This window comes from Trabulsiella odontotermitis (assembly GCF_001297775.1).
Classification (GTDB): domain Bacteria; phylum Pseudomonadota; class Gammaproteobacteria; order Enterobacterales; family Enterobacteriaceae; genus Trabulsiella; species Trabulsiella odontotermitis.
In genome coordinates this window covers 71390-97274 of the sequence record NZ_LIFX01000013.1, presented here as the reverse complement: position 1 = coordinate 97274, position 25885 = coordinate 71390, and the positions used below count along the sequence as shown (strand labels likewise).

The 25885-nt window shown below is 55.8% G+C and carries 23 protein-coding genes; 10 read left to right on the top strand and 13 right to left on the bottom strand.

The window, feature by feature from the left end; all coding sequences use genetic code 11:
• Position 1: 1 nt before the first annotated feature.
• Complete coding sequence (gene aspS, locus AOY23_RS17910; RefSeq protein WP_054180660.1) at positions 2–1774, bottom strand: aspartate--tRNA ligase; 1773 nt, start codon at positions 1772–1774, stop codon at positions 2–4.
• A 267-nt stretch (positions 1775–2041) separates the two neighbouring features.
• On the opposite strand from aspS, the gene AOY23_RS17905 reads away from it, so the two are divergent.
• Genes AOY23_RS17905 through cmoB form a run of 5 tightly spaced genes read left to right on the top strand, consistent with a single transcriptional unit; the run spans position 2042 to position 5615 of the window.
• Positions 2042–2608 carry a hydrolase gene (locus AOY23_RS17905; RefSeq protein WP_038153492.1) on the top strand — a complete coding sequence of 189 codons (567 nt, stop codon included), beginning with the start codon at positions 2042–2044 and terminating at the stop codon, positions 2606–2608.
• Positions 2605–3423 (top strand): DUF72 domain-containing protein, encoded by an 819-nt coding sequence (locus tag AOY23_RS17900; protein ID WP_054180661.1) that lies wholly within the window; start codon positions 2605–2607, stop codon positions 3421–3423. Before AOY23_RS17905 ends, AOY23_RS17900 begins: the two co-directional genes overlap by 4 nt.
• Positions 3424–3468: 45 nt before the next feature.
• Positions 3469–3864 (top strand): MAPEG family protein, encoded by a 396-nt coding sequence (locus AOY23_RS17895; RefSeq protein WP_038153424.1) that lies wholly within the window; start codon positions 3469–3471, stop codon positions 3862–3864.
• 39 nt (positions 3865–3903) lie between these two features.
• Positions 3904–4647: a carboxy-S-adenosyl-L-methionine synthase CmoA gene (gene cmoA, locus AOY23_RS17890; RefSeq protein ID WP_054180662.1), complete on the top strand. Its 744-nt coding sequence runs from the start codon at positions 3904–3906 to the stop codon at positions 4645–4647.
• Entirely contained in the window at positions 4644–5615 is a 972-nt protein-coding gene (gene cmoB / locus AOY23_RS17885) for a tRNA 5-methoxyuridine(34)/uridine 5-oxyacetic acid(34) synthase CmoB (RefSeq protein ID WP_054180663.1), read from the top strand. Before cmoA ends, cmoB begins: the two co-directional genes overlap by 4 nt.
• A 220-nt stretch (positions 5616–5835) precedes the next feature.
• Here cmoB and cutC read toward each other — a convergent pair whose 3' ends face one another.
• Both cutC and AOY23_RS17875 read right to left on the bottom strand, forming a co-directional pair.
• A complete protein-coding gene (cutC, locus tag AOY23_RS17880) occupies positions 5836–6582 on the bottom strand; it encodes a copper homeostasis protein CutC (protein WP_054180664.1) in 747 nt (248 codons plus the stop codon).
• An 87-nt stretch (positions 6583–6669) separates the two neighbouring features.
• The gene (locus AOY23_RS17875) at positions 6670–7239 is read right to left on the bottom strand and encodes a VOC family protein (RefSeq protein ID WP_054180665.1); all 570 of its coding nucleotides are present in this window, start codon (positions 7237–7239) and stop codon (positions 6670–6672) included.
• A 243-nt stretch (positions 7240–7482) separates the two neighbouring features.
• Here AOY23_RS17875 and argS point away from each other — a divergent pair, with 243 nt between their 5' ends.
• Complete coding sequence (gene argS, locus AOY23_RS17870; RefSeq protein WP_054180666.1) at positions 7483–9216, top strand: arginine--tRNA ligase; 1734 nt, start codon at positions 7483–7485, stop codon at positions 9214–9216.
• Between the two features lie 37 nt (positions 9217–9253).
• On the opposite strand, the gene bglB is transcribed toward argS, so the two are convergent.
• The 5 genes from bglB to flhB all read right to left on the bottom strand — a co-directional run bounded on the left by bglB (position 9254) and on the right by flhB (position 15854).
• The gene (gene bglB, locus AOY23_RS17865; RefSeq protein ID WP_054180667.1) at positions 9254–10393 is read right to left on the bottom strand and encodes a beta-galactosidase BglB; all 1140 of its coding nucleotides are present in this window, start codon (positions 10391–10393) and stop codon (positions 9254–9256) included.
• A gap of 10 nt (positions 10394–10403) precedes the next feature.
• Positions 10404–11981, bottom strand: coding sequence for an MFS transporter (locus AOY23_RS17860; RefSeq protein WP_054180668.1), 1578 nt, complete (start codon positions 11979–11981; stop codon positions 10404–10406).
• A 261-nt stretch (positions 11982–12242) separates the two neighbouring features.
• The gene (flhE, locus tag AOY23_RS17855) at positions 12243–12635 is read right to left on the bottom strand and encodes a flagellar protein FlhE (protein WP_054180669.1); all 393 of its coding nucleotides are present in this window, start codon (positions 12633–12635) and stop codon (positions 12243–12245) included.
• Positions 12635–14713, bottom strand: a complete 2079-nt coding sequence (flhA, locus tag AOY23_RS17850; protein WP_054180670.1) for a flagellar biosynthesis protein FlhA — start codon at positions 14711–14713, stop codon at positions 12635–12637. Before flhA ends, flhE begins: the two co-directional genes overlap by 1 nt.
• Positions 14706–15854: a flagellar biosynthesis protein FlhB gene (flhB, locus tag AOY23_RS17845; protein WP_054180671.1), complete on the bottom strand. Its 1149-nt coding sequence runs from the start codon at positions 15852–15854 to the stop codon at positions 14706–14708. Before flhB ends, flhA begins: the two co-directional genes overlap by 8 nt.
• Positions 15855–16216: 362 nt before the next feature.
• On the opposite strand from flhB, the gene AOY23_RS17840 reads away from it, so the two are divergent.
• The 4 genes from AOY23_RS17840 to AOY23_RS17825 all read left to right on the top strand — a co-directional run bounded on the left by AOY23_RS17840 (position 16217) and on the right by AOY23_RS17825 (position 21238).
• Positions 16217–16786, top strand: a complete 570-nt coding sequence (locus tag AOY23_RS17840; protein WP_054180672.1) for a fimbrial protein — start codon at positions 16217–16219, stop codon at positions 16784–16786.
• A gap of 100 nt (positions 16787–16886) precedes the next feature.
• Positions 16887–17585 carry a fimbrial biogenesis chaperone gene (locus AOY23_RS17835; protein WP_054180673.1) on the top strand — a complete coding sequence of 233 codons (699 nt, stop codon included), beginning with the start codon at positions 16887–16889 and terminating at the stop codon, positions 17583–17585.
• A 9-nt stretch (positions 17586–17594) separates the two neighbouring features.
• Positions 17595–20105: a fimbria/pilus outer membrane usher protein gene (locus tag AOY23_RS17830; RefSeq protein ID WP_081005584.1), complete on the top strand. Its 2511-nt coding sequence runs from the start codon at positions 17595–17597 to the stop codon at positions 20103–20105.
• Positions 20102–21238, top strand: coding sequence for a fimbrial protein (locus tag AOY23_RS17825; protein WP_054180674.1), 1137 nt, complete (start codon positions 20102–20104; stop codon positions 21236–21238). The genes AOY23_RS17830 and AOY23_RS17825 overlap by 4 nt, the downstream gene beginning before the upstream one ends.
• A gap of 33 nt (positions 21239–21271) precedes the next feature.
• Here AOY23_RS17825 and cheZ read toward each other — a convergent pair whose 3' ends face one another.
• The 5 genes from cheZ to tap are packed head-to-tail and all read right to left on the bottom strand — an operon-like array spanning position 21272 to position 25871.
• Entirely contained in the window at positions 21272–21916 is a 645-nt protein-coding gene (gene cheZ, locus AOY23_RS17820) for a protein phosphatase CheZ (protein WP_054180747.1), read from the bottom strand.
• Between the two features lie 16 nt (positions 21917–21932).
• Complete coding sequence (cheY, locus tag AOY23_RS17815) at positions 21933–22322, bottom strand: chemotaxis response regulator CheY (protein WP_054180675.1); 390 nt, start codon at positions 22320–22322, stop codon at positions 21933–21935.
• A 15-nt stretch (positions 22323–22337) separates the two neighbouring features.
• Positions 22338–23387, bottom strand: a complete 1050-nt coding sequence (locus AOY23_RS17810; RefSeq protein WP_054180676.1) for a protein-glutamate methylesterase/protein-glutamine glutaminase — start codon at positions 23385–23387, stop codon at positions 22338–22340.
• A complete protein-coding gene (gene cheR / locus AOY23_RS17805; RefSeq protein ID WP_054180677.1) occupies positions 23384–24253 on the bottom strand; it encodes a protein-glutamate O-methyltransferase CheR in 870 nt (289 codons plus the stop codon). The genes AOY23_RS17810 and cheR overlap by 4 nt, the downstream gene beginning before the upstream one ends.
• A gap of 19 nt (positions 24254–24272) precedes the next feature.
• On the bottom strand, positions 24273–25871 hold the full coding sequence (tap, locus tag AOY23_RS17800) for a methyl-accepting chemotaxis protein IV (protein WP_054180678.1): 1599 nt from the start codon (positions 25869–25871) through the stop codon (positions 24273–24275).
• Positions 25872–25885 lie beyond the last annotated feature (14 nt).

Here is a 25885-nt window from a genome sequence, read left to right as displayed (position 1 = left end):
ATCAGTTGTTCTCTGCCTTTTTAATCACTTCAATACCCAGCTCGGCCAGCGCCGTCGGGTTGGCAAAGCTCGGTGCTTCGGTCATCAGACAGGCCGCTGCTGTCGTTTTCGGGAACGCGATAACGTCGCGGATGTTGTCCGTGCCGGTCAGCAACATGGTCAGACGGTCAAGACCGAACGCCAGCCCCGCATGCGGCGGGGTACCAAATTTGAGCGCGTCCAGCAGGAAGCCAAACTTCTCACGCTGTTCCTGCTCGTTGATACCGAGAATGCCAAACACGGTTTGCTGCATTTCACCGTTATAAATACGTACGGAACCGCCACCCACTTCGTAGCCGTTGATGACCATATCGTAAGCATTCGCCACCGCATCTTCCGGCGCAGCTTTCAGCTCAGCGGCGGTCATGTCTTTCGGTGAAGTGAACGGGTGGTGCATCGCAGTCAGACCGCCTTCGCCGTCGTCTTCGAACATCGGGAAGTCGATAACCCACAGCGGCGCCCATTTGCTTTCGTCAGTCAGACCCAGGTCTTTACCCAGTTTCAGACGCAGCGCGCCAAGTGCATCGGCAACCACTTTTTTGTTGTCCGCACCGAAGAAAATCATATCGCCATCCTGCGCGCCAGTACGCTCAAGGATAGTCTCCACGATTTCCGCGTTAAGGAATTTTGCCACCGGGCTGTTGATCCCTTCCAGACCTTTTGCGCGCTCGTTGACTTTAATATAAGCCAGACCTTTCGCGCCGTAGATTTTGATGAAGTTGCCGTAGTCGTCAATCTGCTTACGGCTTAAGCTGGCACCGCCCGGTACGCGCAGTGCCGCAACGCGGCCTTTGGCATCGTTCGCCGGACCGGAGAAGACGGTGAATTCAACGTCTTTCAGCAGATCAGCAACGTCCACCAGTTCCATCGGGTTACGCAGATCCGGTTTATCGGAACCGTAACGACGCTCGGCTTCAGCAAAGGTCATCACCGGGAATGCGCCCAGATCCACACCTTTGATTTCCAGCCACAGTTGATGGATCATCGCTTCCATCACTTCACGCACCTGCGGCGCAGTCATGAAAGAGGTTTCCACATCAATCTGGGTAAATTCTGGCTGACGGTCAGCACGCAGGTCTTCGTCACGGAAGCATTTTACGATCTGATAGTAGCGGTCAAAACCAGACATCATCAGCAGCTGTTTGAACAACTGAGGTGATTGCGGCAGCGCATAGAATTTGCCTTTATGCACACGCGAAGGCACCAGATAGTCACGGGCGCCTTCCGGCGTCGCTTTGGTCAGCATCGGGGTTTCGATATCAAGGAAACCGTGATCGTCCATAAAGCGGCGTACGAAACTGGTGATTTTGGCGCGGGTCTTCAGGCGTTGAGCCATTTCCGGGCGACGCAGATCCAGATAGCGGTATTTCAGACGCGCTTCTTCGGTGTTGACCTGGTTTGAATCCAGCGGCAGCGGTTCGGAACGGTTGATGATGGTGAGTTCAGTCGCAAATACTTCGACTTCACCGGTCGCCATATCGCGATTGATGTTTTTCCCGTCACGGGCACGTACGGTACCGGTGATCTGGATGCAGAACTCGTTACGCAGTTCGGACGCTCGCTTAAATACATCTTCGCGATCCGGATCGAAGAACACCTGAACGATACCTTCGCGGTCACGCATGTCGATAAAAACAAGGCTTCCGAGATCACGACGGCGGTTGACCCAACCACATAGCGTCACCTGCTGCCCGACGTGGGACTGACGCAGCTGTCCGCAATATTCTGTACGCATGAGAGTTCCCTTAACTTAGCCGCAGGCCGATTGTCGCCTGCCTCGCAGGCACTACTGTCGCAGCTTTAGCTGAATGTCACAACTGGATGAAAAAAGGGGGCTATTATACTGGAAATTCTGCCGTACGATAAGTGCATCGCGCACCAGACGCGCGTTTGCTGTACGCTTGTTGCGCGTTCTCACAAAAATTAACAAAATTTGTTGCGCTGACCGCCCGCCTCTCAGCGTAAGGTGAAGCCTTAAAATTCTGAGGTTATGGAGATAACGATGTTGAAACTGAACGCAAAAACCACGGCACTGGTGGTCATTGATCTCCAGGAAGGGATTCTGCCACATGCGGGTGGGCCACACTCCGCCAGCGATGTGGTGGCGAACGCTGCAAAACTGGCGCAAAAATGTCGTCAGCAGGGCTCGCCAGTCGCGCTGGTGCGCGTCGGCTGGTCGGCGGATTACGGCGACGCGCTGAAACAACCGGTTGATGCCCCAGCACCTACCCGCGCCTTGCCCGATAACTGGTGGACTTACCCGCCGGCGCTGGGAAAACAGGACAGTGATATCGAAATCACTAAGCGTCAGTGGGGCGCGTTTTACGGCACCGATCTGGAGTTACAGCTGCGCCGCCGCGGCATTGAAACCATCATCCTCTGTGGGATCTCAACCAGTGTCGGTGTGGAATCCACCGCGCGTAACGCCTGGGAACTGGGTTTCTCGCTGGTCATCGCCGAAGATGCCTGCAGCGCCGCTCAGGCGGAACAGCACCAGCACTCGGTAACACACATCTTCCCGCGGATTTCCCGCTTGCGCAGCACAGAGGAGATTCTCGCAGCGCTATGATTTACATAGGCCTGCCGCAATGGTCGCACCCGAAATGGGTGCGGCTCGGCATTACCAGTCTGGAAGAGTACGCCCGCCATTTTAATTGTGTGGAAGGCAACACGACGCTGTATGCCCTGCCGAAGGCGGATATTGTCGCGCGCTGGTATGAGCAAACCACCGATGATTTTCGCTTCTGCTTTAAATTTCCAGCCACCATTTCCCACCAGGCTTCGCTGCGTCATTGCGACGATCTTACCGCGGAGTTTTTCGATCGCCTCGCTCCGCTGGCGGCGCGCATCGGGCAGTACTGGTTGCAGTTGCCCGCGACCTTTGGCCCGACCGATCTCCCTGCCCTGTGGCGTTTTCTCGACACGCTGCCGAAAACATTCACCTACGGAGTAGAAGTCCGTCATCCGCTCTTTTTCGCCAAAGGCGAGGCGGAGACGGCACTGAATCGAGGCCTGATGCAGCGAGGCGTGAATCGGGTGATTTTAGACAGCCGTCCGGTGCACAGCGCCATTCCACACAGTGAAACGATCATTGCGGCGCAGCGTAAAAAACCGAAAGTGCCTGTCCATGCCATCGTGACGGCGCACAATCCGCTGGTGCGCTTTATCGGCAGCGATGACATGGCGCAAAACCGCGAATTATTTGCTGTGTGGCTGAAAACGCTGCCGCAGTGGGCAAGTAACACGACTCCCTATCTTTTTCTACATACACCGGACATCGCCCAGGCACCGGAACTGGTGGATACGCTATGGCGCGATCTCCGTGCTGCGCTGCCCGATGTCGGCGCCGCTCCTGCGATCCCGCAGCAATCTTCGCTATTCTGATATATGATAGTGACAGCCATCTGTTGGTATTAAAAGGAAGTTTGTATGGTAAGCGCGCTGTATGCCGTGCTGGGTGCGTTGCTGTTAATTAAGTTTTCATTTGATGTTGTTCGCCTGCGTTTTCAGTACCGGGTTTCCTATGGTGACGGCGGCTTTAGCGAGCTGCAAAGCGCCATTCGTATTCATGGTAACGCAGTGGAATACATCCCTGTCGGCCTTATTCTGATGCTGTTCATGGAGATGAACGGTGCTGAAACCTGGATGGTGCACATCTGCGGGCTGTTACTGATTGCCGGGCGCCTGATGCATTATTATGGCTATCATCACCGGCTGATCCGCTGGCGTCGTTCCGGCATGAGTGCCACCTGGTGCGCACTGCTGCTGACCGTTCTGGCAAACCTTTGGTATATGCCGTGGGAGTTGGTTTTCTCCTTACGTTAGCGCACAATACGCCGTTTTTGATTTTTCGGATTACACGTTATGTCCAACCGCGATACGCTTTTTTCTGCGCCGATTGCCAGTCTCGGCGACTGGACCTTCGACGAACGGGTCGCTGAAGTCTTCCCGGATATGATCCAGCGCTCCGTGCCGGGTTACTCCAATATTATCTCGATGATCGGCATGCTGGCCGAGCGCTTCGTGCAGCCGGACACCCGGGTTTATGATCTGGGCTGCTCACTGGGCGCCGCCACGCTGTCGGTACGCCGTAACATTGCCCATCCCGGCTGCAAAATTATCGCGGTAGATAACTCTCCGGCGATGGTGGAACGCTGCCGTCGTCATATCGACGCGTACAAAGCGCCGACCCCGGTTGAGGTGATTGAAGGCGATATTCGCCATATCACCATCGAAAACGCCTCCATGGTGGTGCTGAACTTTACGCTGCAATTCCTCGAGCCTGCTGAACGTCAGTCGCTGCTGGATAACATCTATCGCGGCCTGACTCCGGGCGGCGCGCTGGTGCTGTCGGAAAAATTCAGTTTTGAAGACGCTACTGTCGGCGAGTTGCTGTTCAACATGCATCATGATTTCAAACGTGCCAACGGCTACAGCGAACTGGAAATTAGCCAGAAGCGCAGCATGCTGGAAAACGTCATGCTGACCGATTCCGTGGAAACGCATAAAGCGCGGCTGCATAGCGCCGGGTTTGAACACAGCGAACTGTGGTTCCAGTGCTTTAACTTTGGCTCACTGGTGGCGCTGAAAGCCGGGGACGCGGCATGATCGAGTTCGGCAACTTTTATCAGCGAATCGCCAAAAGCCCGCTTTCTCACTGGCTGGAAACCCTGCCTGCGCAGATTGGCGAGTGGCAGCGCGCGTCGTTGCACGGACAGTTTAAACAGTGGACCAACGCGGTTGAATTTCTGCCGGAAATGAAACCCTATAAGCTCGATCTGCTGCACAGCGTGACGGCAGAGAGTGAAACGCCGCTCAGCGAAGGTCAGCAGTTGCGGATCGAAAAACTGCTGCAAAACCTGATGCCGTGGCGCAAAGGGCCGTTTTCGTTATATGGCGTGAATATTGATACCGAATGGCGTTCCGACTGGAAATGGCAGCGCGTATTGCCGCACCTTTCTGACCTCAGCGGCCGCACAATCCTCGACGTCGGCTGCGGCAGTGGGTATCACCTGTGGCGGATGATTGGCGCGGGCGCGCATCTGGCGGTGGGTATCGACCCCACACAGTTGTTCCTGTGTCAGTTCGAAGCGGTGCGAAAACTGCTCGGCAACGATCAGCGCGCGCACCTGTTGCCGCTGGGCATTGAGCAGCTTCCGGCGCTGAATGCATTTGATACTGTTTTTTCGATGGGCGTGCTCTACCATCGCCGTTCTCCCCTCGAACATCTCTGGCAGCTTAAAGATCAACTGGTCAACGAAGGCGAGTTAGTGCTGGAAACGCTGGTTATTGATGGCGATGAAAACACAGTGCTGGTGCCGGGCGAGCGCTATGCCCAGATGCGCAACGTCTACTTTATTCCGTCCGCCCCGGCGCTGAAAAAATGGCTGGAAAAGTGCGGGTTTGTTGATGTTCGCATCGTGGATATGTGCGTGACCACCACCGAAGAACAGCGCAAAACCGCGTGGATGACCACCGAATCCCTGGCCGATTTCCTCGACCCGAACGACAGTTCAAAAACCGTCGAAGGTTACCCCGCCCCGCTCCGCGCCGTATTGATTGCGAAAAAGCCATAAGCACAGATCCCAACCGTCGGCGGCGACGTCAGTTTGTTCACGGCAAGCGCGCAGGCCCCGGAGCGTACATGAAGTACGTGAGGACGCCGAGCACTTCCCGGGGACAAAATGACGAGTGAGCCAGGTTGGATGACGGAGAAAAAAAGGCCCCTGTTTAAATGGCAGGGGCCTGGTACAAGCAAGCATCATATTGGGCGACATGATGCGCGGTAAAAATCGGTTATTCAGTGTCGTAGCGGGCGACAATCGCCTTCATTTCCGCCACGGTTTCGCCATTGACGGCAAAGCGAGAGTATTCATCGGCATTGGGGTCAGTGGACATCGAAAGACCTGGATTGCGGTAACGCATCACCGACGGCACCCAGTGTCCTGCGGAGCTGTGCACCTCTTTCACGCCTGCGTCCAGAAATAACGCAAGGTTACTCGCCCGCACACCGGCACCCGCCATAATGATTGGAGCATCATCATGGGCAATTAGTTCCCGAATTAATTCGAGACCTTTTTCTGCGGACGATTGCTGACCGGAAGTCAGAATCCGTGCCACGCCTAATTCTCTCAGGTTTTCAAACGTTTGCTTCGGGTTCGAGCACATATCAAAGGCCCGATGAAAAGTGACCGCCAGTGTTCCCGCTGCCGCCATTATTTGCCGCATCCGTGTCATATCAACATTGCCGTGCGCATCAAGCACCCCCGTCACGAAACCGGGGTAACCCAGTTCACGTACCGTACGGATATCTGCCAGCATCACCGCAAACTCGCCGTCGGTGTAGCAGAAATCGCCACCGCGCGGACGGATAATCGGGTGCACCGGGATCGTCACCTTCTGCCGGACCGTTTTCAGCACGCCATACGAAGGGGTTAATCCGCCCTCCTGCGGGGCCGCGCAAAGCTCAATGCGATCGGCTCCTCTTTGCTGTGCCGTTACCGCACATTCCATGCTGTAACAACAAATCTCCAGCAACGCCATGTCGTCTCCTTTTTGCTCATGCAATGCTCAGAAAGCTCATCATCTTGCCACGCTTGTGGCAGGTGGACATCGTGTTACTTCACATTGTCATGACCTCTGCTGCTCACTGGCGACAATCTGTTCAATTGACCACGGATGAAACTTAATGGTGACCCTGCCATCGGTGACAGCGAGCGTCGGATTCGGCAGTCGCTCATGCTCCCCTTTTGGCGAACTGGTTTTCACCACGATCCCCGGCTGGCTGAGACCTTCATCGGCAAGCAGCGCCAGCGCGCGGGCATTCAGCGTGGCCGGGTCGCCCGGCAGGACGATTTCGATATGCTCCCAGCCTTCGTGCGGATAGCGTTTCTCGCCCGGCCACGGTAGTTCCACCACATCGAACTGCCAGTGCGCGACACACACCGGCACCGCCAGTTTAAACAGGCAAATCGGGCGGCCATTAATGATGTTTTCCGAGAGCAGCGTCCCGCACTGCTCGAGCCCCGCGCGCCAGCGTTCCGCCGTGGCGTTCTGGTGACAGCGCAGGGAAATGTGATCGGCATCAAGCGGTGCGATATCCAGCCCAAGCCGGGTGGAAAGTTCTGTTAACGCCTGAGTGAAACGGGGTAAATCTGCGGAAATATCATGCAGTTCCACAATGCTCTGCCATGCGGTCATTTTCGTCTCTGTCATTGGTCGGGAAAGCGCTAATTTACCAGGTTACGACGGGTGAACCAACCGCTGAATGTCACGACCGGCAGATGAATGGTTATTCGTTAAACGTGCAGTGAATTTCCGGGCGCGCAGAGCCCTGCTCAGTGCTGACGGCACAGGTCAAATGCAGTATACTCCCGCCTTAATTTATCCACACCCCGGCGCAGCCCGTCTCAGGGTTTAGCGCGACAAACGTAAGGTATTCCGGTGAATATTCAGGCTCTTCTCTCAGAAAAAGTTAGTCAGGCCCTGATTGCGGCAGGTGCGCCTGCCGATTGCGAACCCCAGGTTCGTCAGTCAGCAAAAGTACAGTTTGGCGACTATCAGGCCAATGGCGTGATGGCAGTTGCGAAAAAACTGGGCATGGCGCCGCGACAACTGGCAGAGCAGGTACTCACCCATCTCGCCCTTGATGGCATCGCCAGCAAAGTAGAAATCGCAGGCCCGGGCTTTATCAATATTTTCCTCGACCCGGCGTTTCTGGCGACGCACGTCAATGAGGCGCTGAAATCCGATCGTCTCGGCGTAACAAAACCTGAACCGCAGACCATTGTCATCGACTACTCAGCACCGAACGTGGCGAAAGAGATGCACGTCGGTCACCTGCGCTCCACCATTATTGGTGATGCGTCCGTCCGTACGCAGGAGTTCCTTGGTCACAAAGTGATCCGCGCGAACCACGTCGGCGACTGGGGTACGCAGTTCGGCATGCTGATTGCGTTCCTCGAAAAACAACAACAGGAAAACGCCGGTGATATGGCGCTGGCAGATCTCGAAGAATTTTATCGTGCCGCTAAAAAGCACTATGACGAAGACGAAGCCTTTGCCGAACGCGCTCGTGGTTATGTGGTGAAACTGCAGGGCGGCGACGAATATTGCCGTGAGATGTGGCGCAAGCTGGTCGACATCACCATGTCGCAAAACCAGATCACCTATCAGCGTCTGAATGTGACCCTGACCCGCGACGACGTGATGGGCGAAAGCCTGTATAACCCGATGCTGCCTGGCATTGTGGCGGATCTGAAAGCCAAAGGTCTGGCGGTGGAAAGCGAAGGCGCGACCGTGGTCTTCCTTGATGAGTACAAGAACAAGGAAGGTGAACCGATGGGCGTCATCATCCAGAAAAAGGATGGCGGCTACCTTTATACCACTACCGACATCGCCTGCGCCAAATACCGCTATGAAACGCTGCATGCCGATCGCGTGCTCTATTACATCGACTCCCGCCAGCACCAGCACCTGATGCAGGCGTGGACTATCGTGCGCAAAGCGGGCTATGTCCCGGATTCAGTACCGCTGGAACACCACATGTTCGGAATGATGCTGGGTAAAGACGGTAAGCCATTCAAAACCCGTGCGGGCGGCACTGTGAAGCTCGCTGATCTGCTGGATGAAGCGCTGGAACGCGCCCGTCGTCTGGTGGCAGAGAAGAACCCGGACATGCCTGCTGACGAGCTGGAAAAACTGGCCAATGCAGTGGGTATCGGCGCAGTGAAATACGCCGACCTGTCGAAAAACCGTACCACCGATTACATTTTCGACTGGGATAATATGCTGGCATTTGAGGGCAATACCGCGCCGTATATGCAGTATGCCTACACCCGCGTGCTGTCGGTCTTCCGCAAGGCAGACATCGAAGAGCGCGCCCTGGTTAACGCCCCGGTGGTGATTAACGAAGATCGTGAAGCTCAACTGGCTGCGCGTCTGCTGCAGTTTGAAGAAACGCTGAACGTGGTGGCCCGTGAAGGCACACCGCATGTGATGTGTTCTTATCTGTACGATCTGGCCGGTCTGTTCTCAGGTTTCTACGAGCATTGCCCGATACTTAGCGCGGAAAATGAAGAGATCCGCAACAGCCGCCTGAAACTGGCGCTGCTGACGGCGAAAACCCTGAAGCTCGGACTGGATACACTCGGTATCGAAACCGTCGAGCGGATGTAAATGACATGAAACCCGGCAGCCGCCGGGTTTTTTATTATCAGAAATACTTCCGCAAATACTCCGTCAGACACAAAATCGCCATCGCCTGGCCGTAAGGCATCGACGTCAGCGGGATCTGGCGATAAAACTCCAGGTCGCTTCCCATGCCGGTGCCAAACGAGGTCTGCATTAACTCCCCTTCTGGCGAAATATGACGCACAATTCCGCGGATCGCGTTTTCCGCCACCTCAGCATATTCCGCCGGGACATAACGTTTACGCACCGCTTTCAGAATACCGTAGGCAAATCCGGCCGTGGCGGAGGCTTCGAGGTACGAATCCGGATCGTCCAGCAGCGTATGCCATAATCCATTGCCATGCTGACAGGTTGCCAGCGCCGCAATCTGCGCGTTCAGCACCTGTATCAGATAGCGGCGCACGGCGCTGTGCTCCGGTAAATCAACCAGTTCGAGGAAATCAGGAATGACGATGGTCAGCCAGCTGTTGCCCCGCGCCCAGCGTGCACGGGCAAAGTTATGCTTCCCGTCGTAATTCCAGCCGTGAAACCAGAGTCCGCTCTCCCTGTCCATCAGATTCTGGACATGTAACAGGAACTGATACACCGCTTCTTCCACGTACGCCGGGCGATTCAGTAACTTGCCGATCTTCGCCAGCGGCAGGACCGTCATCATCAGAGTGTCGTCCCACATCTGCTGGTGATTCTCTTCCGCCAGCGTGATGTGCTGCATGCCGCCAGCGTCGGTGCGCGGCATGTCATGCATCGCCCACTCCGCCCAGCTTTCCAGCCACGGCAGAAATGCCGGATTGCCTGTCTCTTCGTAGCGATAAGCGAGCGTCAGAAACGGCGCCATGGTATTGACGTTTTTGGTGGTTGCGCCTTCAGCGAAACGGTCGGTGAACCAGTTATCAATAATGTCGCGCATCGTGGCATCGCCGGTCTGCTGGTAATACTGGTAGATCCCATACAGCCCGACACCGTGCGTCCACTCCCAGCCCGCCCAGCCTTTAGTGTCAATCACCCGCCCGTCATCCAGCCGCAGTAAAAACGCGCCGGTCTCATCTTTGATGTTAACCAGATTGTGCGTCACCTTGCAGATCAACGCTTTCAACTCATCGCGGGCGATGAAATGCGTCGGCTGACGCAACAGTGGGCTCTGTTTGACAGGCCAGACCTTCATAATATTTACCTCAGTTATAGGACGTATTCATTGGCTTCACCTGCCCGAGAGACGGTGCAGCAGGCTTTTTACGATTCAGATAGCCGATGTTGTTGTTACCCCACAGGCACTCATAAGGCATGCCTGCCAGCATTTCGACCGTGGCGCGCGCCTGCGGTGTGGCGCTTTCCGGTATCGCTCGCCCGGACTGGCGCATTTTCGCCGTCTCGTCGCGCAGCACGCTGTGCGTTTGCAGATTGAGCCTGAATCGCAGTGAAACCAGGAAACCGCAGAGCAGCACAATGATGGTGCCGACGCTCAGGATCAGCAGAATGGTGTGACTCACTTCCGCAGGTTGTGTTTTCTGCCCGCTGACAAAACCGGAGAGTTGCATGATGATCCCCACCAGCATCACGGCACCGGCCTGCGAGGCTTTGCGGGTCAGCGTCATGATGCCGGCAAAAATCCCTTCGCGACGCTGGCCGGTGATCACTTCATCGACATCCGCAATATAGGTGTAGGTGTTCCACGGCACATAGTTGATGCCGCCGCGCCCCAGCCCGGCGACCGCCGATACCAGCAGCAACAGCGAATAGATATCGCTCATTCCGGCATACCAGAGCGCCGCATACGAGAATGAGCTCAGCCCGAACAGCACCACTACCAACCGGTAGGACGGCGCGGGCCCAAAGCGAATACAGAGCGGGATCATGCCGATCACGGCGAGGAACTGGAAGATAGCCATCGTGCCCAGCAGATTCGAGGCGACAGATGCTTCCTGCATCAGCACAAACACCACGTAGTAGGTGAACACCGCGTTGAACACATCCTGCGCGATATAGCCGCCCAGATACATGCCAAGATGCTGGCGGAAAATACGGATGCGCAGCGTCGAGGAAAGCTCGATGATCAGCCGGTTCAGGCTCTGTGCCAGCGTCAGGTTTTTCTTCTCTTCATCCGCCCGTATCGCGGCTTCGGTCCACGCTTCACGCGGGCGTTCCCAGGTAAAGCACCAGACGAACGTCAGCATCAGCGCGCACAACACGGAAAAGACCAGACTGGCATAGAAAAAGGAGATGGCGTTGTCTTTGCCGAGCAGCGTTAACAACACACCGGGCAGGAAGGAGGCCAGAATTGCCGACATCTGCGCCATTGAGATCCGTGCGCCAGAGAATTTGGTTTTCTGCTTAAAGTCATCGGTCATTTCCGGCACCAGGGTTTCGTAAGGCACCAGAATCATGGTGTAAACGATGTCAAACAGCAGATACGTCAGTAAGTAGTACCAGAACCCCATATCCCCCACCCACATCAGCGAATAGCTGAAGACACAGGGAATACCAAGCAGAATAAAGAACTTGCGGCGCCCGAAGCGTTTGCCGAGCCAGGTTGAGCCGAAGTTATCCGTCAGGAAGCCCATCAGCGGGCTGACCACCGCATCCAGCACACGGGCGGTGGCAAAAATGAACGTCGCCTCGATGGGCGAAAGGCCGCAAAAGGTCGTGTAAAAATAGAGCAGCCATGCCGCGGTGAGCGCGGTGGTTCCCGCACCGAGAAAGTCACCCGATCCGTAGGCGAGATAGTTCACTAAACCGATTTTTCGTGTATTCATTGCCGTAAACCCTGTCTCTTTTTGGCGATCCTCCGGTCATCCGGCGGTCCGTAGAGGTACTTACACGGCTACAGTAAAAGCATGAGCAACAGGAAACCTTTTCGATTTTGCCACAACATCTGACGGGGTGGCAGAAATGCAAAGAGTGGGATTACGCGCATCACTGATTTATAAAACAGCGTTTCTTTTACATCAAAAGAAAGGACCAGAAATGAGATCATACCGGCAGATGACACTGCCGGATGGAGGGGAAAACGATGATTAACGGTAGTTGACGATGACCTGATTGCTGCGCACTTTCAGCGCCGGAATGAGTCGCCCCCCGCCAGGCACTTCCCAGATAAAACGCAACGGTTCACCCGCAGAAATCGCGTTAAAGCCGCGGGTGGTACCGCTCTGCCCGTCAAGCTCAACGCAGCGGGTTTGCGTGCATAAGCGCACCCGCAACCCGGCAGGCGTGGGGCCAATGAGCTCATAGCGCCAGGCCACGACGGTCATTAATCCTTCCACGGGTTGCGATGGAGCCAGAACCCTGGACGACGCCGCCTGTCCGCGCCAGGTGAGCGTAATGCCGGTACTGCTGGCCTGCCACGTTCCTTCCCCCGCCGCCTGTACGCACAGCGGGAGCAACAACAGGGCGAAGAGCTTTCGCATTATTTCCCTCCGATGGTGGCGGTCATGCGGATATTGCGGTTATCGGACAGTTCGAGGTTCGACAACACCACCAGTTGCGGCAGACTACGGCGCAGGAAGCGCGCCAGCAGCGGACGCAACGCGTTGTTTACCAGCAATACCGGCGGCGCTCCCAGCATCTCCTGTCGTGCTAAGGCTTCGGAGGTTTGCGTCAGCAGGCGATCCGCCAGCCCCGGCTCCAGCCCGCCGCCACCCTGCAGCGCCTGCAGCAGCAGTCGTTCCAGCGCGGTATCCAGGCCGATGACCTGCACTTCGCCATTACCCGGGAACCACTGCTGAGTGATCGCGCGACCCAGCGCCACACGCACCACGGAGGTCAGCTCATATGCGTCAGTCTGGATCGGCGCATGCTCCGCCAGCGTTTCAAGAATCGAGCGCATATCGCGAATCGGCACTTTTTCATCCAGCAGGTTTTGCAGCACTTTATGCAGTGTGGTCAGGGTGATGACGCCCGGCACCAGATCTTCGGTCAGCTTCGGCATCTCCTGTGTCACGCGATCCAGCAACTGCTGTGCTTCCTGACGGCCAAACAGTTCGGCGGAGTGCTGGCTGATCAGATGGTTAAGATGCGTCGCCACCACGGTACTGGATTCCACTACGGTGTAGCCCTGGATTTGCGCCTGTTCTTTCAGCGCGCTTTCAATCCAGATAGCCGCCAGCCCGAATGCCGGATCAACCGTCGGTTCACCTGGCAACGAACCTGCCGCGGTGCCAGGGTTAATGGCCAGCCAGCGCCCCGGGTAGGCATCTCCGCTACCAATTTCCACCCCTTTCATCAGGATGCGATAGCGTGCCGGTGGCAGATCCATGTTGTCACGAATGTGCACCACCGGCGGCAGGAACCCCATCTCCTGCGCAAATTTCTTACGGATACTGCGGATACGCCCCAGCAATTCGCCGTCCTGCTGAAAATCGACCATCGGGATCAGGCGATAGCCCACTTCCATACCGAGCGTATCTTCCAGTTGGACGTCTTTCCACGATGCTTCAACTGCCTGACCGTTTTCCGGCAGTATGACGGGCTGCGGCTGCGTTGGTGCAACCTGTTCGCGCCCGCGAATCCACCAGGCGAGACCCAGCAGCGCGGCGGTGAACAGCAGGAAAACAAAGTTCGGCATTCCCGGCACCAGGCCGAGCAGACCGAGGACAGCGGCGCTGAGCAGCATGACGCGCGGGTTGTTGAACAACTGCCCGACCATCTGCTCGCCAACGTCCTGTTCGGTGCTGACGCGGGTGACGATAACGCCCGCTGCCGTGGAGATAACCAGCGCCGGGATCTGCGCCACGAGGCCGTCACCAATGGTCAGCAGCGTGTAGGATTCCGCCGCTTTTGCCAGCGGCAGGCCATGCTGCAGAACACCGACCAGCAGACCACCGAGAACGTTGATCACCATGATCAGGATCCCGGCAATCGCATCGCCGCGCACAAATTTACTCGCACCGTCCATCGAGCCGTAGAAGTCCGCTTCCTGACTTACATCCGAACGGCGTTTTTTCGCTTCATCTTCACCAATCAGCCCGGCGTTAAGGTCGGCGTCGATCGCCATCTGTTTACCCGGCATCCCGTCGAGGACAAAGCGCGCCCCCACTTCCGCGATACGCCCGGCACCTTTGGTGATAACCATAAAGTTGATGATGACGAGAATGATAAAGACCACGATACCGATAGCGAAGTTACCGCCGACAAGGAAGTGGCCGAAGGCTTCCACCACTCGCCCCGCCGCCGCCGCACCGGTGTGACCGTCCATCAGAATGATACGGGTCGAGGCCACGTTCAGCGACAGGCGCAACAGGGTGGTAAACAGCAGGATGGTCGGGAACGCCGCAAATTCCAGCGTCCGCTGGGTAAACATCGCCACCAGCAGCACCATAATGGACAGCGCAATGTTGAAGGTAAACAGCAGATCAAGGACGAACGCTGGCAGCGGCAGCACCATCATTGACAGGATCAGCAGAATCAGCACCGGTCCGGCAAGAACCTGCCATTGCGTCGATTTCATATTTACGGGCAGACGCAGCATTGCGACCAGATTAGCCATCAGTTTCCTTCTCATTCAAAAAATCCAGTGCGGCAGGCACCGGCAGGTTTTCAGGTTTTTTCGGCGCCGTTCCGCCAGCCAGACGCCAGCGTTTCAGTTGCCATACCCAGGCCAGCACTTCCGCCACCGCGGCGTATAACTGACCGGGAATTTGTTGTCCGATTTCCGCATGACGAAACAGCGCACGCGCCAGTGGCGGCGCTTCCAGCACCGGAATACGGTTTTCAGCGCCGATCTCGCGAATGCGCAGCGCCACCAATCCAGCGCCTTTCGCCAGCACTTTCGGCGCACTCATTTTGTTTTCGTCATACTGTAACGCGACCGCGTAATGGGTCGGGTTGGTCACGATGACATCCGCCTTCGGCACGTCCGCCATCATTCGGCGGCGCGCAGCGGCACGCTGCATCTGACGAATACGACTCTTCACATGCGGGTCGCCTTCGTTCTGTTTAAATTCGTCGCGGATATCCTGGCGGGACATACGCAGCTTTTTCATATGGCTGTAGATCTGCCAGAAGACGTCAAATCCCACCATCGGGACAATCCCCAGCGCCACCAGCAACGTACACAGCCCGACCAGATTCAGCGCATGCCCCATGGCGTTTATAGGGGATTCACTAACCAGACGCATCATGTCCGGCCAGTTGGTCCAGAGATACAAACCCGTAACGCTGCCGACTAACAGCGACTTCAGGATCGCCTTCAGTAACTCGGCGAAGGTCTGCGCAGAAAATATCCGTTTGATGCCCGGCAGCGGGTTTAATTTATCCAGTTTCAGCGAAAGGGATTTCGGGCTGAACACGATGCCGCCAAGCAGCATCGGCGCGATAATCGCCACCACCACCACCCCGACAATCAGCGGCAGCATGGCCATCATGGCTTGTTTAATCAGCAGAATGATTTGCCCGAGGATAAGATTGGGGTCGTTGACGATACTGTGATCGAAATGCAAACCCGACGACAGCAGCCCCGCCAGACGACGCGCCAGCGACTCGCCGCCGATCCAGATGACGCAAACCCCTACCAGCAGAATCAACATCGAGGTCAGTTCGCGGGATCGGGGGATCTGCCCCTCCTCACGGGCCTTATCCAGCCGTTGGGGTGTGGGGGCCTCTGTTTTGTCCTCGTTATTTTCTGCCACGCCAGCGTTCCGCGCTACTATCCATGATGCACATGATGCCAGAGCGAACCCGGGCCAATGGCCGGAAAAGAGGACAGAAACAGGTTTTAAGCACAGTATTGCCGCGAGAAATGCGCAACAGGAACGCGCCCGTTGATGAACAGGTAAGAAAACTGATCATTTTATTCTATATATTTATATATATTAATAATCCCCATTAATATAATTAGAGCAAATTAAAAGCAACTATCACATATTATTCATTTTTATCCTCACGCGTACTTTTATTTAGACTTCATTTGTGTATACTCGCCAAAAGTTAACCACCTCGATTAATTAATTGCTCTTAAATACAGGAGCGAGTTTTATTCCGGAGCATTCCAATGACACTACTGAAATACATCCCGGCGGCATTTGCCGTTGCATTATCAATCCCTGCAATTGCCGATGAAATGAATGCCGGCACGGTTCATTTTACGGGTGAAATTATTGAACCAAGTTGTATTATTGATGGTAATGATGGAAAAGATAATAATGTCCCTCTCGGTACCTATCCCACCTCGCTGTTTGTTAACCCGGGTGATGAATCCACTCTGGTTCCTTTCGACATTCAACTGAAAAACTGCCCGCTGCAAACGACCGGGTTAACCAGCGTTCAGCTCACTTTTGAAGGCCCGACTGTTGCGACCAGTAACGCAGATTTGCTTTCCGTGAGTGCCATCACCACCGCAGGGAGCGCAGCGGCGACCAATATTGGCATTGCTGTCAGTACACTCGACCGAACTGAAACCCTGCTGAAAATGGATGGCTCCGAAGGTCAGGTTGCTATCGACCTGCCCACCAACTCAGACAGCGTTCGTGGACATTTCGTTGCACGTTACCGGGCTTTCGCCATACCGGTAACCGCGGGGCCAGCTGATGCCGATATGACGGTGAATATTCTTTATCGCTGACAAACATTAATTATCGCTACACACATTATTTAATAAATATTAAAACATGACCTGTCTCTGCGCAGATCATGTTTTAGCATTTTAAAGCAAGGAATAAATTATGCGTCGTATTCCACTGATCGCATTACTCGCTCCATTAACACTTTCTCCCATTAATTACAGTCTAGCGGCCGGAATACAGATCGGCAAAACACGGGTTATTTATAATGCGCAAAAAAAAGAGGTTGCGCTGCCCGTGGTAAATAAGGGGACGGAATTGCCATGGTTAATTCAGTCATGGGTGGATAGCGGTGATGGCAAGACCCGGGGGCCGTTTATCGTCACCCCGCCCTTATTTCGCCTCGATGCCGAAACGGAACAGAGTCTGCGCATCGTCTGGTCCGGCGGTGCGCTGCCACAGGATCGCGAATCGCTCTTTTTTATCAACGTTCGAACCATTCCTGCCAGTGATAAAAATGATGAGGATAAAAACGTACTGAGACTGATCTATAAAACGCGCCTCAAGCTGTTTTATCGCCCCGAAGGGTTGCCCGGTACACCGGCAGAAGCCTGTGAGCATCTGCAGTTTTCCCGGAGCGGCGCTATGCTGCAAGTGAATAATCCTTCGGCGTACCATACCGTCTTCGATTCGCTGTACCTCAACGATCGCTTGCTGTCGGAGGCGGATACTGTCGCCCCGAAAAGCACGACGTCGCTGCCTGTCGATACTGCCGTCACATCGCGCAATGTCTCCTGGCGATGCATTACCGATTATGGCAACGCGTCAGAAAAATTTCGTGGCCAGTTGAGTAATGGATAAGTCGCACCAATGATTATTCCTTCGGCCTCATCCTCTCGTCGCCACCGGTGGCGCGTTTCTGCTACCCTTTGCGGCATCATCGCACTGGTCGCAGAAAGCGCGCTGGCGCGTGATTTCTATTTTTCCCCTACAGCGCTGGAAGGCGGAACATCAGCAACCGATTTATCTATTTTTTCCAACCCAAACGCGCAGTTACCCGGCAGCTATCCCACCACCGTGCTGCTGAATGATCAGCGGCTGGAAATGCGTACGCTCAGTTTCCTGAACGGGCCGGACGGCGCACTGGTCGCACAGGTAACACCGCTGATGCTGCGGCAATGGGGAGTAAAAGTGGATGATTACGCAGAACTGGCGGCACTTCCCGCCGACGAACCATTGCCTGAATCATTAGGGCACTACATTCCTGCCGCCAACAGCCGCTACAACTTCACCACGCAGACGCTGAACTTAAGTCTGCCGCAGGCGGCAATTCATGCGCTGAGCGCGGGCTATGTCGATCCTTCACGCTGGGATGACGGCGTACCGGTACTCTTTACCGACTACGCCTGGAGCGGGCGCGAAAACCGTGGCGACACTGACGATAACAGTCAGTACATTAACCTGCGCATCGGCGCTAACCTCAGCGGCTGGAAAATTCGTAATTATTCCGCCTGGAGTCAGACATCAGACGAACGTCACTGGCAAACCATCGGCAGTTGGCTGCAACATGATCTGCGTTTTCTGAAAGCCCAGTTCGTTGCCGGGCAAAGCAGCACGCGCGGCGATGTGTTCGACAGTGTGCAGTTTGAAGGCATCAATATCGCCTCGGACGAAGAGATGCTGCCGGTCAGCGAGCGGGGTTTCGCACCGGTGATCCGCGGGATAGCCAACTCCAATGCGGTCGTCACGGTTAAGCAGAACGGCTACACCATTTATCAGGCGAACGTCGCGCCAGGGGCGTTCGAGATCAGCGATATTTATGCCTCCACCAACAGCGGTGACCTGCAGGTCAGCGTCAAAGAGGCCGACGGTAGCGAGCATAATTTTACCCAGCCCTTTTCCAGCGTTGCGCTGATGCAGCGCCCGCAACACTGGCGCTTTGAAACCACCGTTGGTCGCTATCGTTCGCAGGAAGGCAGCGACGATCGGGAACCGAAATTTCTCCAGGCCAGCGCTATTTATGGCCTGAATAATATCGCAACGTTGTATGGTGGTCTGACAGCCGCTGAAAACTACACGGCGCTGGCGTCGGGGATGGGGATTAACCTCGGGCGTTTCGGCGCGCTATCGCTTGATGTCACCGCCGCGCGTACCGAGTTAGCTCATCACGAAAACAGTGACGGTCAGTCGTGGCGGCTGCTCTACTCTTCAAGTATTGACGCCACAAATACACACCTGACGCTGGCCAGTTACCGTTATTCCACGCGTGGCTATTACGCCTTTGCAGACGCCAACCATGCCCGGGAAGATCAGAATGACTGGCGTGATGATTACAACAAGCGCAACCGCATTCAGTTCAGCATCAGCCAGCCTTTCACCAACGGTAGCCTTTATCTGAACGGCTATCAACAGAATTACTGGGGAACCTCGCGCAAAGAGCGCAGTCTGTCTGGCGGAATGAGCTATCAGTACGCGGGCATCAGTTACCATTTGACCCTCACCCGGGCCGAAACCGACAGCGGTGATGATGATCGGATGATCGCTTTTGGCGTCAGCATTCCTCTTAACCGCTGGCTCGCCAACAGCTGGGCGAGCTACTCAATCAGCAACAGCAAAAATGGCGGTACGCAGCAAAACCTGGGGCTGAGCGGCACGCTACTGGACGATCGCAGTCTCAACTATAGCCTGCAACAGAGCCATAGCGACCAGCAACCTGCCGACAGCAGCAGTCTGTACAGTACCTGGCGGTCGCCCTTTGGTAACCTCAGCGGCGGATATTATTCCGCGTCAGGTGGCGATCGGCAGATAAGCTACGGTATCAGCGGCGCCATTGTGGCACATCCACATGGAGTGACACTGTCACAACCGCTCGGCGATCAGTTTGCGATAGTGGATACTGGCGGGGCGTCAGGTCTGCGGTTTCAGAATCAGTACGGTATTCGTACCGACTGGGCAGGCAATGCCATTATTCCGTCGCTGACCGCTTATCAGGAAAACCGGATAGGTATTGACACCACGACGCTGCCGGACGATGTGGACAGCAACAACACGGCGATAACCGTCGTTCCGGCACGTAATGCCGCCGTTCGCGCACATTTTACTGCGCATATTGGCTACCGCGTGCTGATGACGCTAACCCTCCCGAATGGCCAACCCGTCCCCTTTGGCGCCATCGCCACCGTCGACGGCGCGCAAAGTAGTGGCATAGTCGATGACGGCGGTGTGCTTTATATGGCAGGCATCGCTGAAACCACCACGGTCACCATCAAATGGGGCACAGGCTCACGAATGCAGTGCCACGCCGATATTCGCATCCCCGCCAGTAGTACCCCGGCGCGCATCAAAATGGTCACGGCAGTTTGCCGTCAGGAAGAACAATGATGATCCCCATTCCCCGTATCCTCATCGCCACACTCTTTATATTGAGCAGCGTTTCAGCCCCGGCGGCCACGATCTTACGTAACTGTTTCGCCGCACCTGGTACTTACCAGGCCACGATTGATCGTGAATTCAGCGCGAGTGAAAACAGTACAGGTAAGACAGTTACGCTCGACGGGCATCAGGTCGGTGCTGGTCCGTCCATCACCGCGCAGTGCGACTGCCCCGGAACAATGTCATCATCAAGTACGGTAATGGGATATACCTTTGCCGGTAGCCCGCTCCTGGCGGGCAGTCAGGCCGGGTATGGTTATCTGACGGAGAATATCGATATTCATGTCGATGCCTATACGGATGCGATCCACTCCCCGGACGGCAGCGGCTTGTACCGCATCACTATTGATAATTACCCCACAACCGTTCCGGTCAGATCTAATGAGTCATTAACCTCAAAGGAAAGCAACGAAACCGTCTGTCGCTCCGGTACAGAACCTGTGGCAGGCGTGCCATCCAGACAGTTCAAATGGAATGTGCTTTCCACCCGTTTGTATATTAAATCACCGATCCTCGGGCAGGAGACCATTCCCGCCACTCTGGTTGAGCAGAGCTCCGCCTGTCTCTATTTCGGCAGCGGCATGTGCAACTCCGGCGATGCCCAGCCGGTGGCTAACATCTGGCTTTCCGGTAGCCTGAGCGCGCCGCTAAGCTGTACTATTAACGCGGGCAGCACCATCGATGTGGATTTCGGCGCCATTGCCCGCAGCAACTTTACTGCCGCCGGAGTGCCACCCACCGGGTTTGCCCTGAAGGCCGTCGACATTAATTTCCATTGCGATAACGCGGCAGTCAGTAATTATCAGAAAATAAAACTGACGCTGACTGCCGATCAGGGCGTCAGCGATCCCGGCGACGGGTTGATTGCGAAGATGGTGGGCCGGGACGATATCGGCGTGCGGATGTTTGACGCGAACAGCAACAGCGTGAGTCTGGACGGCTCAGTGGCGTTCCCGGTGGTGCTTGATTCGCAGGGGAATGGATCGATAAAAATGCAGGCCACGCCCGTCGCCACCACCGCAACGCCACCGACAGCAGGACCGTTCGAAGGCAACGTCACCGTCAAACTGGATTTGCGCTAGCAAGGCAGATGGCCCCGGAGGGCCATCCGTCGGTCAGAAGCCGAGGCTATCGAGCAGGTCGTCGACCTGATCCTGGCTTGCCACCACGCCCGCTTTAGTGGTGTCCATTTGCGGACCATTAAGCAGGCTTTCGCTTTCGCGTTTTGTTCGTGCAGGCTGATCAGGCATGTTTTCCAGCAGTACCATCAGGAGCTGACGTTCAATTTCCTGAATCACGTCCATCATGCGCTTGATCACCTGCCCGGTCAGATCCTGGAAATCCTGCGCCATCATGATTTCCAGCAACTGGGCGTTGGTAAAACTGGTGTGTTGCGGGACATCCGCCAGATATTTGCGCGTATCGGTGACCAGTTCGCGTGCGTCAGCCAGCTCAATCGGATTTTCGAACCATTCATCCCAGCGACCGGAAAGGGCTTTGGCGTCCTTTTCCATCTGGTTCTGGTGAGGCTGCGAAAGTTCGACGCAGTTCAGCGCGCGTTCCGCCGCCTGAGCGGTCATCTGGACAACGTAGTCCAGACGGTCGCGGGCATCCGGGATCGCCTCTGCCGCTTCGGCAATGGCCTGATCCAACCCCAGCTCACGCAGGCTATCGCGCAGCATGCGGGTCAGACTCCCGATGCGCGCGATAATATCCGCTGCGGAATGTTCTTCTCCTGGTTTAATCGCGGGTTTCGTCATCGTCATCGTCTCGTCCTCACATGCCGAGTTTCTCGAAGATTTTGCTGAGCTTCTCTTCCAGGGTCGCTGCGGTGAATGGCTTCACAACGTAGCCACTGGCGCCTGCCTGGGCTGCGGCGATGATGTTTTCTTTCTTCGCTTCCGCGGTCACCATCAGCACCGGCATGTTCGCCATTCCGCCGTCGGCACGAATGGTTTTCAGCAAGTCGAGGCCATCCATGTTCGGCATGTTCCAGTCAGAGATGACAAAATCAAAACCACCCGCCTGCAGCTTGTTCAGTGCGTCAACGCCGTCTTCCGCTTCTTCAACGTTGTTGAAACCCAGCTCTTTCAGCAGGTTGCGCACGATCCGACGCATGGTGGAAAAGTCATCCACAACCAGAAACCTAAGCTCTTTATCCGCCATAAAACTCCACTCCTCTTAAATACGTATTGCCTGTCCGGCACTGATTTTCGCCAGCATCTGCTGGCTTACCTGGCTAAGATCGACCACTTCGCTAACGCCACCCATATTGATAGCTTCGCGCGGCATGCCGAACACCACACAACTTGCTTCATTTTGCGCAATTGTCCAGGCGCCAGCCTGGTGCATTGCTGACATGCCAGCAGCGCCATCGTTGCCCATCCCGGTGAGGATCACCCCCACCGCGTTGCGCCCCGCATATTTCGCCACTGAATGAAACAGCACATCGACCGCCGGACGATGCCGGTTCACCGGCGGTCCGTCGTGAATTTTGATTTGATAGTTTGCCCCGCTGCGCGCCAGCTCCATATGTTTGTCGCCCGGCGCAATATACGCATGGCCCGGCAGAACACGTTCGCCGTCTTCCGCTTCTTTCACCGTAATCTGGCACAGCTTGTTGAGCCGTTCCGCAAACGAGCGGGTAAATCCCGGCGGCATGTGCTGAGTTATCAGGATCGCCGGGCTGGTCAGCGGCATCGGTTGCAGAACGTGGCGAATCGCCTCGGTGCCGCCGGTTGACGCGCCAATCGCAATCAGCTTTTCCGAACTCAGCAACGGCCCCGCTTTTAAGGTGGCAGGCGCCGCCATCGATTTATGGGTGATCACCTGCGCCCGCGACGCCGCTCGCACTTTTTCCGCGATCATTTCGCTGTAAGCCAGCATCCCTTCGCGGATACCGAGCTGCGGTTTGGTCACGAAATCAATGGCGCCCAGCTCCAGCGCCCGCAGCGTCACTTCCGACCCTTTGCCGGTCAGTGAGGAGACCATCACCACCGGCATCGGGCGTAAACGCATCAGTTTTTCAAGGAAGTCCAGACCGTCCATGCGTGGCATTTCGACATCCAGCGTCAAAACATCCGGGTTAAATTTTTTAATTAAATCCCGGGCTACCAGCGGGTCCGGCGCGGTCGCAACCATCTCCATGTCACTGTGACTATTGACAATTTCCGTCATGATCTGGCGCATCAGCGCGGAATCATCAACAGACAACACCCTGATTTTACTCATGCTCTATCCTTACTCAGCGCGTAAACCGTCTGCCCACGCAGGCTAAACTCGCGCACGAGGTGGCTGAAGTTCTCCGAGTGCCCGGCAAACAGCAGGCCGTCGGGCTTAAGTAATGGGACAAAACGGTGGAGGATCTCCTGCTGCGTCGTTTTGTCGAAATAAATCATCACGTTGCGACAAAAAATCGCATCGAATGGTCCCGGTACGTTGTAGGTTCTGGAGAGCAAATTCAGCGTGGCAAAATCCACGTAGTTCGCCAGTTCCTGTCGTACCCGCACCAGCCCTGAATGCGGGCCGGTGCCACGCATGAAGTAGTTCTGTAGCTGCTGTTGTGACAGCGTCTTCAGCTCTTCATGGCGGTAAATGCCACTTTGCGCCTTTTGCAGCACTTCGGTGTCGATATCGCTGGCAAACACCCGCCAGCGCCCTGGGGCTGTCCCCAGAGTGTCAGCGAGCGTGATGGCGATGGAATACGGCTCTTCACCGGTTGATGCCGCCGCGCTCCAGACGCGATACTCCCCACCGCGATGGCGGCGAGCATGCTCCGCCAGCGCCGGAAAGTGGTGCGCCTCACGAAAAAACGATGTCAGGTTAGTGGTCAACGAGTTAATAAACGCCTGCCACTCCGCATTCTCCGGGTGCGATTCCAGCATGCTCAGATAGTGGCCAAAGTCATCCAGCCCGAGCGTACGTAAGCGCCGCACCAGGCGGTTGTAAACCATATCGCGCTTGTGATCAGCCAGCACAATACCTGCGCGCTGGTAGATCAGTTGGCATATCCGACGAAACTGCGCGTCGGACAGCGCCAGGCGCTGTGTCATCTGCATAAGTAACGACGATTGCCCTGCGGGCAGAGATGATGTCATAGCGCCTTCTTAATCCCATTCAGGAAACAACAGGTACAGCCTCAGCCGTTACGTCTTGCTGAGTCACTTTCCTTTCTTCAATCTCAAACACGGACACCAGTGAGGTAAGATGGTCGGCCTGACTTGCCAGTTGATCCGTTGCCGCCGCGCCCTCTTCCACCAGCGAGGCGTTCTGCTGCGTCACCTGATCCATCTGACTGACCGCCTGCGCCACCTGCTCAATGCCACGGCGCTGTTCATCAGACGCGGAGGCGATTTCACCCATAATGTCGTTCACCTGAGTGACTGAACGTACAATGTCCTGCATCGTGCTGGCGGCCATATCCACCCGCTCAGATCCTTCCTGCACGCGCGACACTGACTCCTCAATCAGCGTTTTAATTTCTTTTGCTGCCTGAGCGCTTCGGCTGGCCAGGTTACGCACTTCCCCGGCAACGACCGCGAATCCGCGCCCCTGCTCCCCGGCTCGCGCCGCTTCCACCGCTGCGTTCAGCGCCAGAATATTGGTCTGGAAAGCAATGCCATCAATGACGTTGATAATATCGCCAATCTTGCGGGAACTGTTGGCGATATCCTGCATTGTCTCTGCCACGTGTGACGTCTGCTGACCGCCGCGCTTCGCGGTGTCTGCCGCGCTGCTGGCGAGTTTCGACGCCTGGCGAGCGTTGTCGGCGTTCTGTCCGACAGTGGCGGTCAGCTGCTCCATACTGGCCGCCGTTTCCGCCAGCGAGGCCGCCTGTTGTTCGGTACGTGATGACAGGTCGTTGTTACCCGCTGCAATTTCCGAAATACCGGTATGCATCGCGTAACTGCCTTCACGCACCTGACTGACCGTATCGCGCAATGCACCCTGCATCGCTTTCAGTCCGGCAAAAATCGCTGAAATCTCGTTTTTGCCATACACCGCGATCGGCCGCGCCAGATTACCTTTGGCGATACTTTCAAAGTGGCTGCTGATGATGGTCAACGGAACGACGATCATCTTGCGCGCCCACCACAACGAGGCGGTGGTCACCAGTGCCGCCAGCACGACCACCAGCATGAAACCCATGGCGGAGCGATGATAGTTGTTCTCCCCTTCACGTCCGGCCTTCTCCACAAACAGATTGATGTGGTTCTGCCAGGCATTGAAGTTGGCATCAAACGCCGCCTGCGATTTTTCCACCGGCGCGGTCATAAAGTCAGAGAGTTGGTTGTTCTCAAGCCAGGTTACCTGATGCTGAAGATCGTCGCGCCACTGACTGTAGGTGACTTTCGACCCTTCCATCAGTTTCTGGCCTTCCGCGTTTATCGCCGGAACCGCGATAAACGCTTTTAACAATCCGTCAGACTCCTGCAGGGCAGCATGGGCGCTGGCGATCAGCGCCTTAATGTCATCCTGCGGGTAACTCAGCGCCGTCAGCGTTCCGGCTTTATTCAGTGCAGAACTGGCCTGAAGCAGCACCGAACGCATTTGCGCCAGCTGAGTGCGCTGGGTATTGCTATGCGCAACCTGCTGTAAACCGTGAAATCCATCACGAAACGCCCAGAAAGACAGTCCGTTGCTCCCCACCTGTAACAAACCGCAAATTATCAAAATCAAAAACAGCGTGGTCGAGATACGAATACGATTGAACATCCCCACTCCCGATG

What these genes read in the sequence shown, in the direction of transcription:
- AOY23_RS17840 (WP_054180672.1), top strand. Translation starts at nt 16,217, where the DNA reads ATGACACTACTGAAATACATCCCGGCGGCATTTGCCGTTGCATTATCA.
- cmoB (WP_054180663.1), top strand. Translation starts at nt 4,644, where the DNA reads ATGATCGAGTTCGGCAACTTTTATCAGCGAATCGCCAAAAGCCCGCTT.
- AOY23_RS17860 (WP_054180668.1), bottom strand. Translation starts at nt 11,981, where the DNA reads ATGAATACACGAAAAATCGGTTTAGTGAACTATCTCGCCTACGGATCG.
- AOY23_RS17830 (WP_081005584.1), top strand. Translation starts at nt 17,595, where the DNA reads ATGATTATTCCTTCGGCCTCATCCTCTCGTCGCCACCGGTGGCGCGTT.
- AOY23_RS17810 (WP_054180676.1), bottom strand. Translation starts at nt 23,387, where the DNA reads ATGAGTAAAATCAGGGTGTTGTCTGTTGATGATTCCGCGCTGATGCGC.
- bglB (WP_054180667.1), bottom strand. Translation starts at nt 10,393, where the DNA reads ATGAAGGTCTGGCCTGTCAAACAGAGCCCACTGTTGCGTCAGCCGACG.
- cmoA (WP_054180662.1), top strand. Translation starts at nt 3,904, where the DNA reads ATGTCCAACCGCGATACGCTTTTTTCTGCGCCGATTGCCAGTCTCGGC.
- AOY23_RS17875 (WP_054180665.1), bottom strand. Translation starts at nt 7,239, where the DNA reads ATGACCGCATGGCAGAGCATTGTGGAACTGCATGATATTTCCGCAGAT.
- flhA (WP_054180670.1), bottom strand. Translation starts at nt 14,713, where the DNA reads ATGGCTAATCTGGTCGCAATGCTGCGTCTGCCCGTAAATATGAAATCG.
- tap (WP_054180678.1), bottom strand. Translation starts at nt 25,871, where the DNA reads ATGTTCAATCGTATTCGTATCTCGACCACGCTGTTTTTGATTTTGATA.
- aspS (WP_054180660.1), bottom strand. Translation starts at nt 1,774, where the DNA reads ATGCGTACAGAATATTGCGGACAGCTGCGTCAGTCCCACGTCGGGCAG.
- flhE (WP_054180669.1), bottom strand. Translation starts at nt 12,635, where the DNA reads ATGCGAAAGCTCTTCGCCCTGTTGTTGCTCCCGCTGTGCGTACAGGCG.
- cutC (WP_054180664.1), bottom strand. Translation starts at nt 6,582, where the DNA reads ATGGCGTTGCTGGAGATTTGTTGTTACAGCATGGAATGTGCGGTAACG.
- AOY23_RS17895 (WP_038153424.1), top strand. Translation starts at nt 3,469, where the DNA reads ATGGTAAGCGCGCTGTATGCCGTGCTGGGTGCGTTGCTGTTAATTAAG.
- cheY (WP_054180675.1), bottom strand. Translation starts at nt 22,322, where the DNA reads ATGGCGGATAAAGAGCTTAGGTTTCTGGTTGTGGATGACTTTTCCACC.
- AOY23_RS17905 (WP_038153492.1), top strand. Translation starts at nt 2,042, where the DNA reads ATGTTGAAACTGAACGCAAAAACCACGGCACTGGTGGTCATTGATCTC.
- cheR (WP_054180677.1), bottom strand. Translation starts at nt 24,253, where the DNA reads ATGACATCATCTCTGCCCGCAGGGCAATCGTCGTTACTTATGCAGATG.
- AOY23_RS17900 (WP_054180661.1), top strand. Translation starts at nt 2,605, where the DNA reads ATGATTTACATAGGCCTGCCGCAATGGTCGCACCCGAAATGGGTGCGG.
- AOY23_RS17835 (WP_054180673.1), top strand. Translation starts at nt 16,887, where the DNA reads ATGCGTCGTATTCCACTGATCGCATTACTCGCTCCATTAACACTTTCT.
- cheZ (WP_054180747.1), bottom strand. Translation starts at nt 21,916, where the DNA reads ATGACGAAACCCGCGATTAAACCAGGAGAAGAACATTCCGCAGCGGAT.
- AOY23_RS17825 (WP_054180674.1), top strand. Translation starts at nt 20,102, where the DNA reads ATGATGATCCCCATTCCCCGTATCCTCATCGCCACACTCTTTATATTG.